General features: G+C 42.5%; 16 protein-coding genes and 1 pseudogene. 11 read left to right on the forward strand and 6 right to left on the reverse strand.

Annotation, left to right across the window (positions count from 1 at the left end):
• The first annotated feature begins 91 nt into the window (after window positions 1-91).
• From GTK07_RS18435 to GTK07_RS18450, 4 genes are all read left to right on the forward strand, one after another.
• On the forward strand, window positions 92-493 hold the full coding sequence (locus tag GTK07_RS18435) for a group III truncated hemoglobin (protein WP_127025114.1): 402 nt from the start codon (window positions 92-94) through the stop codon (window positions 491-493).
• A complete protein-coding gene (locus GTK07_RS18440) occupies window positions 483-776 on the forward strand; it encodes a hypothetical protein (protein WP_127025111.1) in 294 nt (97 codons plus the stop codon). The genes GTK07_RS18435 and GTK07_RS18440 overlap by 11 nt, the downstream gene beginning before the upstream one ends.
• Before the next feature lie 78 nt (window positions 777-854).
• Entirely contained in the window at window positions 855-1,766 is a 912-nt protein-coding gene (locus tag GTK07_RS18445) for a tryptophan 2,3-dioxygenase family protein (protein ID WP_127025108.1), read from the forward strand.
• A 1-nt stretch (window position 1,767) separates the two neighbouring features.
• Window positions 1,768-2,061 (forward strand): cupin domain-containing protein, encoded by a 294-nt coding sequence (locus GTK07_RS18450; protein WP_163636568.1) that lies wholly within the window; start codon window positions 1,768-1,770, stop codon window positions 2,059-2,061.
• A gap of 58 nt (window positions 2,062-2,119) precedes the next feature.
• Here the strand turns inward: GTK07_RS18450 and GTK07_RS18455 are convergent.
• A pseudogene (locus tag GTK07_RS18455) lies at window positions 2,120-2,242 on the reverse strand (ATPase); the annotation flags it as partial.
• A gap of 83 nt (window positions 2,243-2,325) precedes the next feature.
• Here GTK07_RS18455 and GTK07_RS18460 point away from each other — a divergent pair.
• Window positions 2,326-3,138: a DUF4138 domain-containing protein gene (locus GTK07_RS18460; RefSeq protein ID WP_163636569.1), complete on the forward strand. Its 813-nt coding sequence runs from the start codon at window positions 2,326-2,328 to the stop codon at window positions 3,136-3,138.
• Between the two features lie 153 nt (window positions 3,139-3,291).
• The gene (locus GTK07_RS18465; RefSeq protein WP_163636570.1) at window positions 3,292-4,839 is read left to right on the forward strand and encodes a Fic family protein; all 1,548 of its coding nucleotides are present in this window, start codon (window positions 3,292-3,294) and stop codon (window positions 4,837-4,839) included.
• A gap of 91 nt (window positions 4,840-4,930) precedes the next feature.
• On the opposite strand, the gene GTK07_RS18470 is transcribed toward GTK07_RS18465, so the two are convergent.
• Window positions 4,931-5,857 carry a site-specific integrase gene (locus GTK07_RS18470; protein ID WP_313790833.1) on the reverse strand — a complete coding sequence of 309 codons (927 nt, stop codon included), beginning with the start codon at window positions 5,855-5,857 and terminating at the stop codon, window positions 4,931-4,933.
• A gap of 401 nt (window positions 5,858-6,258) precedes the next feature.
• On the opposite strand from GTK07_RS18470, the gene GTK07_RS18475 reads away from it, so the two are divergent.
• The 5 genes from GTK07_RS18475 (at window position 6,259) to GTK07_RS18495 (ending at window position 12,845) form a co-directional block, all read left to right on the forward strand.
• Window positions 6,259-6,699 carry a hypothetical protein gene (locus tag GTK07_RS18475; protein ID WP_163636571.1) on the forward strand — a complete coding sequence of 147 codons (441 nt, stop codon included), beginning with the start codon at window positions 6,259-6,261 and terminating at the stop codon, window positions 6,697-6,699.
• Between the two features lie 82 nt (window positions 6,700-6,781).
• Window positions 6,782-7,966, forward strand: coding sequence for a TolC family protein (locus GTK07_RS18480; protein WP_163636572.1), 1,185 nt, complete (start codon window positions 6,782-6,784; stop codon window positions 7,964-7,966).
• 19 nt (window positions 7,967-7,985) lie between these two features.
• Window positions 7,986-8,231 carry a hypothetical protein gene (locus GTK07_RS18485; protein ID WP_163636573.1) on the forward strand — a complete coding sequence of 82 codons (246 nt, stop codon included), beginning with the start codon at window positions 7,986-7,988 and terminating at the stop codon, window positions 8,229-8,231.
• A gap of 12 nt (window positions 8,232-8,243) precedes the next feature.
• A complete protein-coding gene (locus tag GTK07_RS18490; protein WP_163636574.1) occupies window positions 8,244-9,749 on the forward strand; it encodes an efflux RND transporter periplasmic adaptor subunit in 1,506 nt (501 codons plus the stop codon).
• 12 nt (window positions 9,750-9,761) lie between these two features.
• Window positions 9,762-12,845: an efflux RND transporter permease subunit gene (locus GTK07_RS18495; RefSeq protein WP_163636575.1), complete on the forward strand. Its 3,084-nt coding sequence runs from the start codon at window positions 9,762-9,764 to the stop codon at window positions 12,843-12,845.
• A gap of 172 nt (window positions 12,846-13,017) precedes the next feature.
• Here the strand turns inward: GTK07_RS18495 and GTK07_RS18500 are convergent, their stop codons facing one another.
• The 4 genes from GTK07_RS18500 to GTK07_RS18515 all read right to left on the reverse strand — a co-directional run bounded on the left by GTK07_RS18500 (window position 13,018) and on the right by GTK07_RS18515 (window position 16,976).
• The gene (locus tag GTK07_RS18500) at window positions 13,018-13,227 is read right to left on the reverse strand and encodes a heavy-metal-associated domain-containing protein (protein ID WP_051947607.1); all 210 of its coding nucleotides are present in this window, start codon (window positions 13,225-13,227) and stop codon (window positions 13,018-13,020) included.
• A 27-nt stretch (window positions 13,228-13,254) separates the two neighbouring features.
• Entirely contained in the window at window positions 13,255-15,513 is a 2,259-nt protein-coding gene (locus GTK07_RS18505) for a heavy metal translocating P-type ATPase (RefSeq protein ID WP_163636576.1), read from the reverse strand.
• Window positions 15,514-15,639: 126 nt separating this feature from the next.
• Window positions 15,640-16,284 carry a formyltransferase family protein gene (locus GTK07_RS18510; RefSeq protein WP_163636577.1) on the reverse strand — a complete coding sequence of 215 codons (645 nt, stop codon included), beginning with the start codon at window positions 16,282-16,284 and terminating at the stop codon, window positions 15,640-15,642.
• 134 nt (window positions 16,285-16,418) lie between these two features.
• Window positions 16,419-16,976, reverse strand: a complete 558-nt coding sequence (locus tag GTK07_RS18515; RefSeq protein WP_313790834.1) for a helix-turn-helix domain-containing protein — start codon at window positions 16,974-16,976, stop codon at window positions 16,419-16,421.
• Between the last annotated feature and the right edge of the window lie 20 nt (window positions 16,977-16,996).

Below are 16,996 nucleotides of genomic sequence, written 5' to 3' on the forward strand. Positions count from 1 at the left end.
CCCGTATCTTTATACCCTATAAAGTGCTGTCCCATTAAAGTTTCCAAAAGGAAGCATTGGTACGGGTCACATTCATATTTTCATTCACATAATGACGCAAAATAAAGAAATTACAACCCTGGATGACATCAAGCAATTGGTGGACCTTTTTTATGGAAAGGTCCGGGAAGATGACCTACTGGCGGATATTTTCAATGGAGTGATCCAGGATAATTGGCCGGCGCATCTGGAAAAAATGTACCGTTTTTGGCAAACCGTCCTATTGGGGGAGCACACGTATTATGGCAGTCCTTTCGCCCCCCATGCCAGGCTACCGGTCCAAGGGGAACATTTTGACCGTTGGAAACTACTCTTTATACAGACCGTTGATGACAATTTCATTGGTGAAAAGGCGGCCGAGGCCAAGTTTCGTGCCGAAAAAATGGCGGAGATGTTCCAACTGAAGATTGCCTATGTGAAAGCCAACACAACCCATGGGGACCATGAAGGTTAAGCTCTCGGATATCTTTGTCAAAAGGGACGATCGATCCTTATATTCCATACAGGAATTGGTCAACCTCGACATCAAAGCGGATTTTGTCGAGCGATTGTCCCAACATTTTCAAATTCCCTATAGACCAAATCGTACAAAGGAGCACAATTTGTGCTATGCCAATAGCCCACTGATCAGATTCGAATACAAAACCACATTCTCAGAAGCTGATATCATCAATCATCTATATCACACGTTGAATCAGAAAAAATACCATATCGATATGGAAGAAATAACCTTTTAAGAACAAATATTCCGGTACCATTGAGATCGGACACCAATATTTTCCATAAACAACAGCTAACAACATAACAACGATACCATGACCCAAACACTAGCACAGATCATCAACAAATACCAAGAACTTGGTGAAAATCCTGAAACCTATCTGGAAGGTCTCCTCCATGCCTCACCCCTCACCTATTGGGACTATATCGAAGTGGATACCCTTTTGTCCCTACAAAAGCCCCGCACCCACTTCAAGGATGAAACCATCTTCATCATGTACCACCAGGTCACCGAGCTCCTTCTGAAAATGATGCGGCACGAATTGGAGCAGCTGGTTGACCAAAATGAAATCGATGCCGCTTTCGTGCTCCCAAAAATCAACCGGTGCATTCGCTACACCAACCTCTTGATCGGTTCCTTTGATATCATGAAAGATGGAATGGACCATGGGGAATACCAAGAATTCCGGAAGACCCTGACCCCCGCCAGTGGTTTTCAGAGTGCCCAGTTCCGATATATCGAGATCTTGTGCACCCCTCTGGAAAATCTCATCAATGATGAAGGCAGGGAACGACTTCCCCAAAATCCATCCATGGAGGATTATTTTGAGCATATTTACTGGAGGGATGCCGGATTTGACCGCACCACCGGTAAAAAGACCTTGACCTTGAGAAGGTTTGAGCAGCGGTACCTTGAAAGTTTTACTGCCTTGGCCAAAAAGGTCAAGGGTCGCACCCTTCAGGACAAGATCAATGATTTGCCCGAACCGACAACCCTTCTGATTGACCGCCTAAAAGAGTTCGATCACCTCTACAATGTGCAATGGCCCCTGGTCCATTTAAGGACGGCCGAACATTATTTGGAAGGTCCTGATTGTAAAAAAGCTGCAACCGGGGGATCCCAATGGAAAAAATATTTACATCCCAGATACCAACAACGAAAATTCTTCCCAACGCTATGGACCGATATGGAGAAAAAGCAATGGGGAGCAACTGAGAATATTTGATATGGCAACAACCAACATGCCCCAACTACATACTTTGATCGAAGGTGAAACCTATAAGGCAATACTGCTGAATGGAATTCCTGGAATGGTCATACCATACCACCACAACACCGGGGAAGCATTGTTGATGGTCAATGAGGGGAAAGCACTTTTAAGAATGGCCGATGGCGAACATACCCTTGGCGTGGGCAGCGTATTTATAATTCCTGCAAATAAAGAACACACCCTTACCATACTTGCACCGTTCAAGGCTGTCAAGGTAATGTCCCTGGATACTGAGATTCATTTTATTTGACCTTATCCTTGAAATCCGGACATCAAGGGACAAAAAAATGTAAAGAATTCCCTTTCCTTCATTTACGTTTGTCCAAACTCCCCTTATCAAATGCCAACAGATTGAACAGCTCCCGCATCCGGGACCTTACACGGTTCCCATAACGACCCTCCAATTCCGCAGCATTCAGATTGGTAGTGGCATCAAGAATATCTTCCGTAAGGACAATCGCGCCATCAAGGTGGAAATCTCCAATAACTATCAATTCCTATTAAAACCCTAATCATGTATTTAAAGCAGCTCTACACACTCATCATCATTTCAACGATTTCGATAAAGGCACATGGCCAACCAGCCATGGACACCATTTATGCCAATGAACACCATAACGTGGCCTTTTTCTTTCCCAGTCCCGTGCAAAAAGCGATTACAGGGCATCCCGCTTTTGTATTCACCTACAACAGGGAACAGGAAGAACACCTTGGTTTGTTACAGGCAGTTCCAGGAAGACCGAGCAATCTATTGGTCATGACTACCAGTGGTAAGGTCTACTCCTTCCATTTGGCATATGCAAAGACACTTCAGCGTTACAACCACTTTATAACAACGGAACAAAGCATAGGGACCCTTCCACCCAAACTAAACAATAAGAAACTGGATTCAAAAGTCGTGGATTCACTTACAAAGCAGCAGAAAACATACAAGGAACGCTGTTCATATCTATTGGAACACAACCCCAAAAATTTAGTGACCAAACGAAAAAGTGGACTTCGGTTACGCTTGGAATCCATGACCTATCATGGCAATGAAGTGTACTTGGTTATTGATATCAAAAACACATCGGCCATTGATTTCGAATTGGGTCATTTGGCCATAACTGTCACCAATGGCAGTAAAAAAAGAAGAGCTTCCTCCCAAGAAATACCATTGGATGTGGCCTACATCCATAAAAACCCAAGTATCATTCGAACTGGAAATCATGAACACTTTGTCTGTGTGACACCCAAGTTTGTCCTGGGAAACGAGGAAACATTAAGGATACAGCTATGGGAAAAAAGAGGCAGTCGCACCATTGACCTCAAGTATGCAAGACACTGATTACTAACCTCAATTTCCGATTTTTGATAAAAATAGCACCAAAACCCAATTCAAAAATAACATTTTTTCATAAAAAATAATTATAAATAATCATTTTTCACGTTAAGTAATCATTTTTCATGGTATATTTGTCACTGTTTTTCATACAAAAAAATGAAAAGTAATTTTTTTTCACATAAAGTAACTGTTTTTCACGGACGTAAATTACCTGAGGAAGGTTACCTGGTCGGCTATTCCCTATTGATTTCAGTCATTGGAAACCAATTTGGCACGGCAGTTCCCCTGCCCGATATAATGGCCATGGCAACAGAAAAGCACCAACGCTACGACACTGACCAATGGCAGGTGTTTACCATTAGGCATAAACCCAAGGAAGACCTGAAAAGTCATTTGGTCTTTGCTCTTAAATACGAGCCCTTGGACCTATATATATTGAAAAGGATTTTCGAGTTGATCGGTGATGCCATCATACACCAAATGTTGAAAGAAGAGCCTACGGGGCAATATACAAGAAGGGCATGGTTTTTATATGAATGGTTGACCGGGAAGACGCTCGATGTTCCCAACCTGAACAGAGGCACCTACGTGGAGGTGGTGGACCCTTCCCTGCAATATGCGGGCCAATCCGAGAATTCCACCCGGCATCGTGTAAAGAACAACTTGCCCGGGGTTCCGGGATTCTGTCCAATGATTCGTAGGACTGAGAAACTGGAGAGGTATATTGAAAAAGATCTTTCCGAAACCATAGAAAAGGGATTGGGAAAGCGGGACAAGGATCTCATACGAAGGACCGCTGCCTTTTTACTGTTGAAAGATTCCAAGGCATCGTTTGCCATTGAAGGGGAGCATCCCCCAAGCATGCGGGCAAGAAATTGGGGAAAGGCCATTGGGCAATCGGGAAAATCCCCTTTGAACATCGAAGAGATCGAACGGTTGCAGCACATTGTCATCGGAAGCAAAAAATTAAGGCATATGGGCATACGGACCATGGAAGGCTTTATAGGCGAACATGATAGGGAAACCCTATCCCCTATGCCCGACCATATTTCCGCCAAGGCTTCAGACCTGCCCTTGTTGATGCAAGGGTTGCTCGACACCAATGCACTGTTACAGCAAGCCGGTTACAATCCGGTATTGGCCGCGGCCACCATTGCATTCGGCTTTGTTTTCATCCATCCCCTATCCGATGGTAATGGCAGGATACACCGATATATCATCCACCATTTACTCACTCGGATGGGCTATACCAAACGAGGGATGATCTTTCCCATATCCTCTGCCATTCTGGAACGCATTGACGAATACCAGGACATTCTGGAGCATTACTCCTCCCAGAGGGTGGATTTGATCGAATGGAAGGAAACATCCGATCACAATATTGATGTCCTTAACGAGACCATTGACCTATACCGCTACTTCGACCTCACCCTACAATCGGAATTCTTGTATGAATGTGTCGAAGAGACCATTGAACAGATCATTCCTGAAGAATTGGATTATCTCGAAAAATATGATCGCATGATGGATTTTATCAATTCCCATGTCACGCTACCCGATACCAAAGTGGATCTATTGATAAAGTTCCTTAACCAAAATGCCGGTAAACTGTCGAAACGGGCAAGGGAAAAGGAGTTTTCAGAACTCAATGGAGACGATATCAATGATATCGAGGCCCAATACAACCATATATTTGGTTCTTAGGGACCATCGGGGTTGACCAAAAAGAGATTAACCTGATCAGCCTTCCTAAAGGTTTCATCACAAACATGGGTCTTTAAGGTTACAGTCCTGTTTATCGAACTATTCGAAGTCCATGGGTTTTGGCCACATTTTGACCGTTATCCTTTTCCGCTAGTGGACTTTTGGCCAATAAATCTTTCAATTGGGTCATATCCTTACAGATCTTTTTCTCCACCACTCTTGCATATTTCTGTGTGGTCGAAAGTTTGGTATGCCCCAAAAGTTTGGAAACTGTCTCAATGGGCACATTGTTCATTAAGGTAATCGTGGTAGCAAAGGTATGTCGGGCCACATGGAATGTCAGGTGTTTATCTATACCTGCCTTTTGGGCGATCACTTTTAAATATTGGTTCACTTTTTGGTTCGAATACACCGGCAACAAGGTATTCTCTTTTTTGGGAAAGGCTTCATACTTTTCCAGTATGCATTTCGCCCTGGGCAAAAGAGGAACCTTTACCGGGGTCTTTGTCTTTTGGCGCCTTACATCGATCCACAACTCTCCATCGATACCCGATACAATATCCCTGGGCCTTAGTAGTTTTACCTCAATGTAGCTGAGTCCCGTAAAGCAAGCGAACATGAAGATATCACGGACCAAGTCAGCTCCTTTCTCCGCCAATTCGAGTTGCACCAACGCCTGGATCTCCTCTTCTTCCAAAAAGTCACTGTCATAGTCCACCATTTTCACCTTATAGAGGTTAAAAGGGTTTTTGGGAATACAATCAAACTTATAGGCCATGTTCATCAACTTCTTGAAACGTAGCATATGCTTCATGATACCATTGTTGTTCAAGGGCGGGAAGGCTTTTATGGGTTCACAGTTCCGCATGTAGTTTTCAAAATCCAACAAAAAGGCATAATCGATTGAGGCCAGACCAACATCAGATACTCTGAACTTTTCAGATAGGACATCCTCACCAATGGTTTCAGATGGAAATAAAAAAAACCAGAAAAAATTAATTTTCTGGTTTTCAATTATTTAAGGTTTTACTTAGTGCCATAAAACCAAGGTTCGTCGGGATGACTGGCCCAATAAATAACCAGTACATCTCTATAAACCAATATGTTACGTTGTTTTTTCAAAAAAAGGTAACCGAATAGGTAACTTTTGACCGTTCCGATATGCTTTCTATGGCCAAATTAATAAATTTTAGAGACATTTTTTATTAATTGAATTTAAATCATGTTTTTTTGAACTTTAATGGTAAATCGAGTCCACTGGTTTGTTAAAGTTCATTTCCGTGTACTAAATAAATAGTTTACATTCTGAAGTTTATTTAACCTTTCAGGTTATGGTTTTTGGATTTGCATTGGGGTTTTACTAAAAAGTTGTGGTATTGTAGTTTAGCTTGATTCAATAGATTCCTATATTTGTATCAGATGCGGAAATACCAAAACATTAAGGCACTTTTTTTCCTGGGCATATTCAGTATGTTGCTCATGCACCAAATCGTTCCGCATTGGCACCATCAACACCAGACCGAACAGTTCCAAACAGGCCATGATCACGACCATGTGGCCGATGGCCATCACCATCATGGAAAGCCAGAGGACAAAAAGCCGAGCAAGGGCCTATTTGACTGGTTCTTGGATTTCCACACCCATTCCAACACACCGACCAATGTATTGGTATGGGAACATTCTTCCGTCCACAAAATAACGGACCAAAAGCAACAGATAAAAACGGTTCGCATACCAGAAGTGGCCCAGATTATATGGGAAGACATCCTTTTGGATAAAATTTGGCACGAGCCACTGAATACCCCACTAAAAGACCATTTCCCCAATCTCTCGCTTCGGGGACCCCCAGCATTAGGTTAATCAAGTAGACAAGCTGATTCTTTTTGATAATTGAATCAATGTGTTTGTTTCTCAATTTTTGATAAACCTAATCAAAATCATTATGAAATTTAAATTCGTATGCGCCCTTTGCGTGTACCTGTTTTTTGGCAAAGTGTTTTCCCAATCCACTGAGATGGAGAAAGTGCTGAACCAAATAGAACAGAACAATAAAGAGTTGAAGGCCTATCAATCGTACATTAATGGCCAACAACTGCAAAATAAAAGCGGTAACAATTTGCCGAACCCCGAGGTTCTTGGGTATTATTTGCCATTTGGTGACCACCAGTCGGACGATTACGCTGAATTTGAAGTCTCACAATCATTCGAATTTCCTACGGTGTATTTGGCCCGTAACAAGTGGAACAAGCTTCGGGCAGACCAGTTGGAGACGATGTACACCAATAAGCGCCAAGAAATTCTTTTGAAAGCCAAAGAGGGGTTGATCAATCTCAATCTACTTCAAAAACGGAAGGAGATAGAAGAAGTCAGAAAAACCCAAAGTATGGAGGTTTTCCAACAAGTCCAAGAAATGTATAACAAGGAACAGGTTGGAATCTTGGATCTTAACAAGGCGAAAGTAGCTTGGATTCAGGAACAGTTTATAATGGAACAGTTACAAGCTGACATTCAAAACCAACTGACTGAATTGCAAACGCTAAATGGTGGACAATCCATTGAAATGAATGATTTGCAGTTGGAGAGTCCTGTCCAATTACAAAATTTGGAAATTATTTGGAGTGAAAAACTGGCCAATGACCCAAGATTGATCGAGCTCCAAGCCAAGGAAGCCTCTGCTTTTCAGAACGTCAAACTGGAAAAGAACAAAGTGCTGCCCAATATCTCATTGGGATATAACTACCAAGGTGTAAACGGCAATGACTATTCAGGAGTATTTGGCGGTTTGTCTATTCCCTTATGGAACAGTAATAACAAAGTGAAGGCAGCAAAGGCCAATTTTGAGTACCAACAAACCAATTCAGAAGTAACAAGGGCATTGATGTATTCACAATTCCAACAGGAATACAACCAATACCTTTTGTTGTTCAACAAATACACCGAATATCAAGAAACGCTATCCAACCTAGATAGTGAGGCACTTTTATTTAAAGCCTACAATCTGGGTGAATATTCCTTTTTGGAATATTATATGGAAGTTCAGTTTTATCGGGATGCAACCGATAGGATGTTGGAAATGGAAAAACAACTACAGCTATTACAAGCACAATTATTAATACATCAATTGTAACAACTTAAAAAACTAAAAGATGAAAACAGTATCAAAAATTTTAATGGCGTCAATGGTATTCATTGCAATAGGAATTACAGGATGCCGTGACACCAAAAAAGAAGAAGCAAAAGACGACCATGGACATACCCATGGGGAAGGTGCGGATCATACGCATGAACAGGAAGAAGTGAAACAAGAAGAGTTCACTGTTGGCAAGGATTCAACAGGGACCGAAGAAGGGACCCATACCCACGAGGATGGAGTAACACACCACGACCACTAAACTTTAATCAAAATGAAAAAGTATTTAATAATTGTGCTTGCCTTAATGGCAACAGCTTGTAAACAAAATAAGGAAGAAGACCATGCCCATAACCCAGATGGCAGCCATGTAGGGGATGAAAAACCCCGATTGGATTATACCATTTGGACGGATGACACAGAATTGTTTGTGGAGTTCCCAGCATTGATTGTGGGGCAACCAAGCAAATTCGCCGCACATTTCACGGTATTGGACAAACATCAGCCAGTACGTGAGGGTTCGGTTACGGTAAGTTTGGTCAAAGGGGAAAAAGGAATACGGTCAACTGCTGACGCTCCCTCGTCACCAGGAATATTTTCTCCACTTCTTCAGCCAACAGGACCAGGTGAACATCAATTGATTTTTGACCTTACCACTCCTCAATACACTGATAAAATCATAATCGAGGATATTATGGTGTATGCCAGTTTGGATGAAGCCAAAGAGGCCTTGGGTGAAGCGGGCGAGGATGGATCTATTTCATTTTTGAAAGAACAGGCTTGGAAAACAGCTTTCCAAACTGAACCCGTAATAAAAGGTGAAATATTCGATGTCATCAAGACCTCTGGGGTTTGGCAACCAGCCCAAGGAGCATTAAAAACAATGGTGGCAACGACCAATGGAACCGTCAACTTCTCAACTCTGAACCTTACAGAGGGTATGGAGGTAACAAAAGGGCAATTGCTTTTAAGTGTGAGCAGCCAAGGCTTGGCATCCAATAATTTGAGTGCCGAAGTAGCCAAAGCAAAGGCCAATTATGATCAGGCAGCTTCGGAATACAACAGAAAAAAGGAACTTTATGAGAGCAAGATCATTCCAAAGGCTGCATTTGAAAAAGTGGAAAGTAATTATGCCATAGCAAAAGCAGAATATCAATCCATTGCTTCGGGAGTTTCGGGTGACAGCAAACAGATTCGAGCCCCTTTTAATGGATTCATTAGATCTGTGAATGTGGCCAATGGTGATTATGTAGAGCAAGGAGCTGTATTGATCAGTGTGGCGACAGAAGATTCAAAAGTGTTGAAATCGCAGATTGCACCCACCTATGGTTTGACCATGGAGAACTTTAAAGGTTTATGGTATCAAACGGAAACTGGTAATTGGAAGAACATTTCGGATTCAGATGGTATGATCCTATCCATTTCAAAAGATGTGGAAAAGGACAGTCCATTGATTTCTGTGTTTGCCAGAGTGAACGACGTTGTTCCAGTTCCAGATGGTAGTTTAACCCAAGTACATATAGCAATGGGTGATGGCAAACCAACCACACTTGTTCCCGAATCGGCCTTGTTGGAAGATTACGGCAACTATTCGGTTATGGTGCAACTTTCAGGAGAAAGCTTTGAGCGGAGATCAATTACCATAGGAAAACGCAATGGTGAAAATGTAGAGGTATTAAAAGGCCTTCAAGCTGGGGATGTCGTGGTAACCACAGGTGCGTATCAGGTAAAAATGGCCTCCATGTCAGGAACAACCCCTGCACATGGCCATGAACATTAAAAAGCAAAAATTATGTTGACTAAAATATTAAATAGTTCCCTACATAATCGTTTGCTGATTTTGTTGGGAGCCGTAGTGTTGAGTGTATTGGGTGTGTACTATGCAAAAACAATGAATGTTGATGTATTCCCGGACCTCACAGCACCTACGGTAACCATTCTTACCGAAGCCCACGGAATGGAATCGGAAGAAGTGGAAAAACTGGTGACCTATCAATTGGAAACCGCCCTGAACGGTTCGCCCAATGTAAGGCGTATTCGTTCCTCATCGGCAGCGGGTATTTCCATTGTCTGGGTCGAATTTGAATGGGGAACGGATATATACAGGGCACGGCAAATTGTAAGTGAACGCATCCCGATGGTGCGTGAAAATCTGCCTGAAGGTATCGGTGCACCAACGATGGCGCCCATTTCATCCATTATGGGTGAGATTATGCTATTGGGAGTAACATCTGATAGTTTGTCACCCATGGAATTACGTACCCTATCTGACTGGACGATTCGCCCACGCATCAAAGCGATTGGCGGTATCGCCAATGTGGTGGTCATTGGTGGCGAGTACAAACAATACCAAGTATTTGCCAATCCCGAAAAGTTGAAGCACTATAACGTGAGCTTATCAGAATTGGTAGACCACGTTAGGGAAGCCAATGTAAATGCTCCAGGTGGCATTGTAAATCAATATGGGAACCAATACATCATTAAAGGTAGTGGTAGGGCCTATGCTTTGGAAGACCTACAGGAAGCTGTTTTAAAGCAGATCAATGGTCAGACCATTAAAATCAAAGATGTAGCCACTGTACAGATCGGGGCATCGGACAAGATCGGTGATGGTTCATTGAATGGGAAGGAATCGGTGGTCTTGACCATATCCAAACAACCCGATGTCAACACCTTAAATTTGACAGATCAGTTGGATTTGGCCATTGCCGATCTACAAAAAACTTTGCCCAAAGGTGTGGAAATCAAAAGCCAGATATTCAGGCAATCCGATTTTATCGAGGCCTCCATAAGCAATCTAAATTCCACCTTGTTGGAGGGTGCATTTTTTGTGGTGATTGTATTGTTCATTTTCTTGATGAACTGGCGAACCACGGTAATTTCATTGTTGGCCATTCCTATTTCATTATTGGTGTCCATCATCATCTTAAAATTAATGGGATATACCATTAACACGATGAGTTTAGGTGGTATGGCCATCGCCATTGGTGCCTTGGTGGATGATGCAATCATTGATGTGGAAAATGTGTATAAACGTTTGCGTGAAAACAGTCGTTTGCCAAAAGAAGCTCAGCAATCCGTAATTACTGTCGTGCGGGATGCTTCTGTGGAAATACGTAGCTCCATCATCATAGCGACCTTGATCATTATTGTTTCGTTCGTTCCTTTGTTCTTTTTGAGTGGCATGGAAGGCAGATTATTACAACCGCTAGGAATTGCTTTTGTAACCTCTGTATTAACGTCCTTGATTGTTGCGGTTACAGTTACCCCTGTTTTATGTTCGTATTTATTGAACAACGAAAAGCTGTTGAACAAACAAGCCGAAGGCACAAAAGTGGAACAATGGCTCCAAAAATGGTATGCAGCCACATTGGACAAGGTGATTAAATTCCCAAAAACGGTGATCGGTGTAACTGTGATTGCCTTTATTTTGAGTTTGGCATTGGCGACCCAATTGGGAAGAAGCTTTTTGCCCGAGTTCAATGAAGGTTCGTTGGTGATCAGTGCAGTTGGCCCTCCCGGAATGTCTCTGGAAGAAAGTAACAAGGCTGGGAAACAAATAGAAACCTTGTTGTTGGAAATGCCCGAAGTTGAAGTGGTGACCCGCAGAACTGGACGTGCGGAATTGGACGAACATGCACAAGGGGTCAATGCTGCCGAAATTGATGTGCCGTTTATATTGGATGGTAAATCCAAGGAAGCTTTTTTTGAGGAAGTCCGAACTAAACTAAGTGTGGTGCCCGGCGTCAACATCACCCTTGGGCAGCCCATAGCACACCGTATCGATCATATGCTATCGGGAACAAGGGCCAATATCGCCATCAAGATATTTGGCCCCGATCTACAGCGTTTGTTCGAATTGGGCAAACAAGTGGAGCAGAACATCAAATCCATTGATGGGTTGGCGGATGTTGCGGTTGACCAGCAAATAGAAGTTCCCCAAATTCGGATAAAGCCCAAGCGCCAAATATTGGCGGCTTATGGTATGACAGCTGGCAACTTGATGGAACAGGTGGATATAGCGTTTGCAGGTGAGGAAGTGGGCGAGATCTATGAAGGGCATCAATATTTTGACCTCGTGGTCCGGTATGATAAACCCTTTCGTGACAATATCGAGCATTTCAAGAACACCTTGATCAGTCTGCCCAACGGAGGACAAACGGTGTTGGGTGAATTGGCGACCATAGGTTCAGTAAGTAGTCCTAATACCATCAGCCGTGAAGACGTACAACGTAAGATTGTGATTGCCGCCAATGTACAGGGAAGGGATTTGCGGAGTGCCGTAAACGAGATTGAAGCGGTGGTCAACAGTACCATTACCTTTCCAGAGGGGTATCGTGTACAATATGGCGGGCAGTTTGAAAGTGAATCCAAAGCATCCCAATTGTTATTGGTCACAGCATTTTTGGCAATCGGTATCATTTTCCTGTTACTGTATTATGAGTTCAAAAATGTGAAATTGGCCTTTGTGGTGCTCATCAATTTGCCTTTGGCATTGATTGGGGGTATTTTGATCGTCTACTTCACCTCTGGCATCGTAAGCATAGCAGCGACCATTGGATTTATCAGTTTGTTCGGTATTGCCACCCGAAACGGTATTCTATTGGTATCTCGATACGAAGATTTAAGACAGGAAGGAAAAACAGGAATAGACCTTATCAAAGCAGGTGCCTTGGATAGATTAAACCCTATTTTAATGACGGCCTTTACCACAGGATTGGCCTTGATCCCATTGGCTCTAAAAGGTGGGCAACCCGGTAGTGAAATACAAAGCCCCATGGCGGTGGTCATTTTGGGAGGTTTGCTTTCTGCAACACTTTTGAATTTAATTGTAATTCCTTGTGTGTATGAGTTGGTGATTAGTAAAAAGGAATAATAGGAATGAAAGGAAATTGGGCTGCTATAAATTATAGCGGCCCTTTCTTTGCCGAAAATTTTATGTATACATTTTTAAATGTAAAGTTCAACAAAACTATCTAATCCGAATAGGATCAAGGCAATCCCCAATCCCATTCGAACCATTTAATATATTCTTCTGGACATTCCATTTATTTCTTGGTCAAATGATATCCAGCCGATTCAACGGCAGAAGTGATTTCCTCTTCCGTGGCACTTGTGGTCTGTACGGTCAATAATTTGTCTTGGGAGGCAAAGTCAACCGACCAATCGGTCACGCCATCCACCTTATCCAAAAATGGTTTTACGGTATTGGCACATCCACTGCACTTAATATTTGATTTGAATTGTAATGTACTCATGTTCATCAATTTTAAATTAGAAAATAATTAAAGTTTAATTGTTTTAAGTCTCAAACTGTTCAATACGACCGATACACTGCTAAAGGCCATAGCGGCACCAGCGATCATCGGATCCAACAAAAATCCATTGATCGGATAAAGCAGCCCTGCAGCTATAGGAATTCCAATGATATTGTAAATAAAGGCCCAAAAAAGATTTTGTCTTATACCCACAACGGTCTTATGGGAGAGTTTCAACGCCTTGGGGATTGCATTTAAATCAGAGGTGATCAGGGTCATTTTCGCGACATCCATGGCAATGTCGGACCCTTTGCCCATCGCGATACTGACATCTGCTTGGGCAAGTGCCTGCGAATCATTGATGCCATCACCCACCATGGCGACCACCTTTCCGCTTTCTTGAAGCCTTTTCACAAAATCAGCTTTCTCTGATGGGAGTACTTCGGCTTCATAGCTTTTGATACCCACCTGATGTGATACGGCCTCGGCCGTCATCTTGTTATCACCGGTCAGCATATGGACCTCCAAACCGCTCGCCTGCATTTCTTGTATGGCTTCCTTTGAGGATTCCTTTATACTATCCATAATGGCCAAAATCGCCTTCACCTTACCTCCACCGCCAAAGTATATGACCGTTTTGGCCTCTTGCTCAAACCCTTCGACCAAATGTTCCAGATTGGCATCCATGGCAATTCCTTTTTCGACCATCAACTTATGATTGCCCACAAAGTAATGGGTGCCATCCAATGCCTCGGTTCGAACGCCTTTTCCTGTAAGACTATTGAAGTCCGAAATTTCGACCGGATTTACCTTTCTATCTTTTAAAAAGGAGACCACTGCCTCAGCCAAGGGATGTTCGGACTGTGCCTCCACAGCATATAAAATTTGCTCCAGGGCCTTCTGATCGGTCACATGGTCCGCAAAGACCATATTGGTCACCACAGGCTTTCCTTCTGTTATGGTGCCCGTTTTATCCAGGACAATGGCATTCACTTTGTAACCCAACTCCAGGCTTTCCGCATCTTTGATGAGAATATTGTGTTCGGCCCCCTTGCCGATTCCTACCATGATGGCGGTCGGGGTTGCCAATCCCAGTGCACAGGGGCAAGCAATTACCAAAACGGCAACTGCGGTCAGCAGTGCATGGGTGAAGGCATCCTCACCCCCCAGTGACATCCAGGTGATAAATGTCAACAGTGAAATCGTCATCACAACAGGAACAAAAATACCGGCAATCCTGTCCACCAATTTTTGTACGGGCGCCTTGCTCCCTTGTGCTTCCTGCACCATTTTGATGATCTGGGACAAAAGGGTCTCCCCTCCCACCCGGTCAGCAACAAACTGAAAGCTTCCCTTTTGGTTTACGGTACCGGCAAAAACTTTTTCACCTTTTGTCTTTTCTACAGGGACGGGTTCGCCCGTGATCATACTTTCATCAACATAGGAACTTCCTTTGGACACCGTTCCATCCACAGGGACCTTCTCCCCTGGTCTTACCAATATCGTTTGGCCTACCTTGACCGAAGAAATTGGGATTTCACTTTCCTCCCCATGTTCTATCACCTTTAAGGTCTTGGGCTGCAGCCCTATCAATTTTTTAATGGCCGAGGACGTATTTGATTTTGCCTTTTCTTCCAACAATTTTCCCAATGAAATAAAGGTGATGATCACTGTGGCAGCTTCATAATATACATGGGGTTCCATGCCTTTACTGAGCCAAAATTCAGGAAAAAGGGTATTGAATACACTGAACAAAAAGGCAATGCCCGTACTGAGTGCGACCAAAGTATCCATATTGGCCTTGCCGAATTTGGCCTGCTTGAGGGCATTGACGAAAAAGCTTCGCCCAAACCAGAACAGGATGGGTAGGGCTAACACCAATGAAATCCACCTACCCGGGACCCAATCCATAAAAAACATCCCCAATACGAAAATGGGAAGTGTCAAAATAGCGGACCAAAGGGTTCGCCTTTTTATAGACCCATAATGCTTTTTCGAAAGCTCTTCCTGTACTCCGGTCGGATCCTCGGCATCCACAACAATATCATAACCGATCTGACGTACCGCATTTTGAAGATCGGTAAGATCCATAGCACTATCAAATTCCACAAGGACCGTACTATTGGCAAAATTGACACTGGCATTGTAGACCCCTTCCGTATGGCCCAGCATGGATTCCACGCTGGATGCACAGGCAGCACAGGTCATTCCAGTGACCGGGAATGATTTTTTGGACACCGTCTTCGCTTTCCTTTCAGTATCCTCTATAATATCGATTGCATCCATTTTCTACTCTGATTTGTATGGTACAAATTTCAGAACAGAATTATGATGAGAAGTTATAGAATTCGCCGAAAGAATTATAAAATTGTCATAAGGGCATGGTTATTTATTGTAATGGAATGGATCAAACTATGTTTTGGACCGACCTAAATGTTCTTTTATATAACTATCCAAATAGATTTTGGGCTTATGTTCATTTTTCACTAAATTGAAGGTCCGCTCAATAAGTTCTATTCCTGCCTTGTTAAAAGCAATGTCAATTGTTGTAAAATTAGTGTTCCGCGGAATTCTAACGGCTTCTTGATCCAGAATAAAACCTTCATCAATTTTTTCATCTATAAGGTGAGTGGTTACTCCTGAAACCCTAGCCCCCAAATCCATTGCATCCTGTATTGCTGTTTGGGTGTTTTTAAATGATGGTAACAATGAAGGGTGAATATTCAATATTCTATTTTTAAATGGCACTAATAATTCAGGCCTTATCCTATACTTATATCCCAACAAAAAAAGATAATCAATTTTATTCTTCTGAAGAATGTCCGCCAACCAAATCTGATACTCTGTGATGGAACCAAAATCACCCGGATATCGATCAATAATAGTGATTTGATTATCCGAAAAGTGTTTGAGGTTTCCAGCCGGCTGCCCCGCTGTCACCACACATTTTATTTTATGTCCCCTTAGTCGTCCCTCCGTTAAAAGGTCCAAACAATCCTTTGCACATCTTCCACCTCCAGAAAAGAAGATACCCCAAGTTATTTTTTCGTTTTCCATGATAAGAATATTTTAAATTCGACTTATAAGACATTGCAGAAGATTGAAGACAAGGCCAAAACCAATTCTTTAATCACATTTTCGTTTATAATAAGATATAATTCAGAAGCCTTCTATATTTAATTTCCTTTAATTTAAATCTCATCCAAAGACTTTCTATTATGCTTCAAGCTTTGCTTAAAAAAAGTCGGGGTCATACCCGTCACTTTTTTGAATTGATTGCTCAGGTATGCGGTACTGCTATAATCCAATTGAAACGCTATTTCCTTTAAGCTCAATTCGTCATAAACCAGTAACTCTTTGACCTTTTCAATCTTTTGGTTGATGATATATTGCTCCAAAGTGATGCTTTCCACCGAGGAAAACAGCGAACTCAGATACTTATAGTCAAGATGCAATACATCGGAAAGGTATTCGGGCCATTTGACCTTTTCCATAGATCGAGCATAATGGATTGCCTCAATTACAAGGTTTTTAATCTGTTCGATCAACTGACCTTTACGATCATTGACAATCGTAAATCCGATTTTCCCAAGTCTTTTGTTGAGAACTTCCCGTTTTTCATCCGTTATTTTTCCGCTAAGTGTTATTTCACCCAACGACACATTCATATAGGGAATGCCCTCATCGTCCAAAATACCTTTGACGGCCATGATGCATCTCGGACAGACCATGTTTTTGATGTACAACACATCTTTCGATTTACTGGACC

The organism is Flagellimonas sediminis (assembly GCF_010500845.1).
GTDB lineage: Bacteria > Bacteroidota > Bacteroidia > Flavobacteriales > Flavobacteriaceae > Flagellimonas > Flagellimonas sediminis.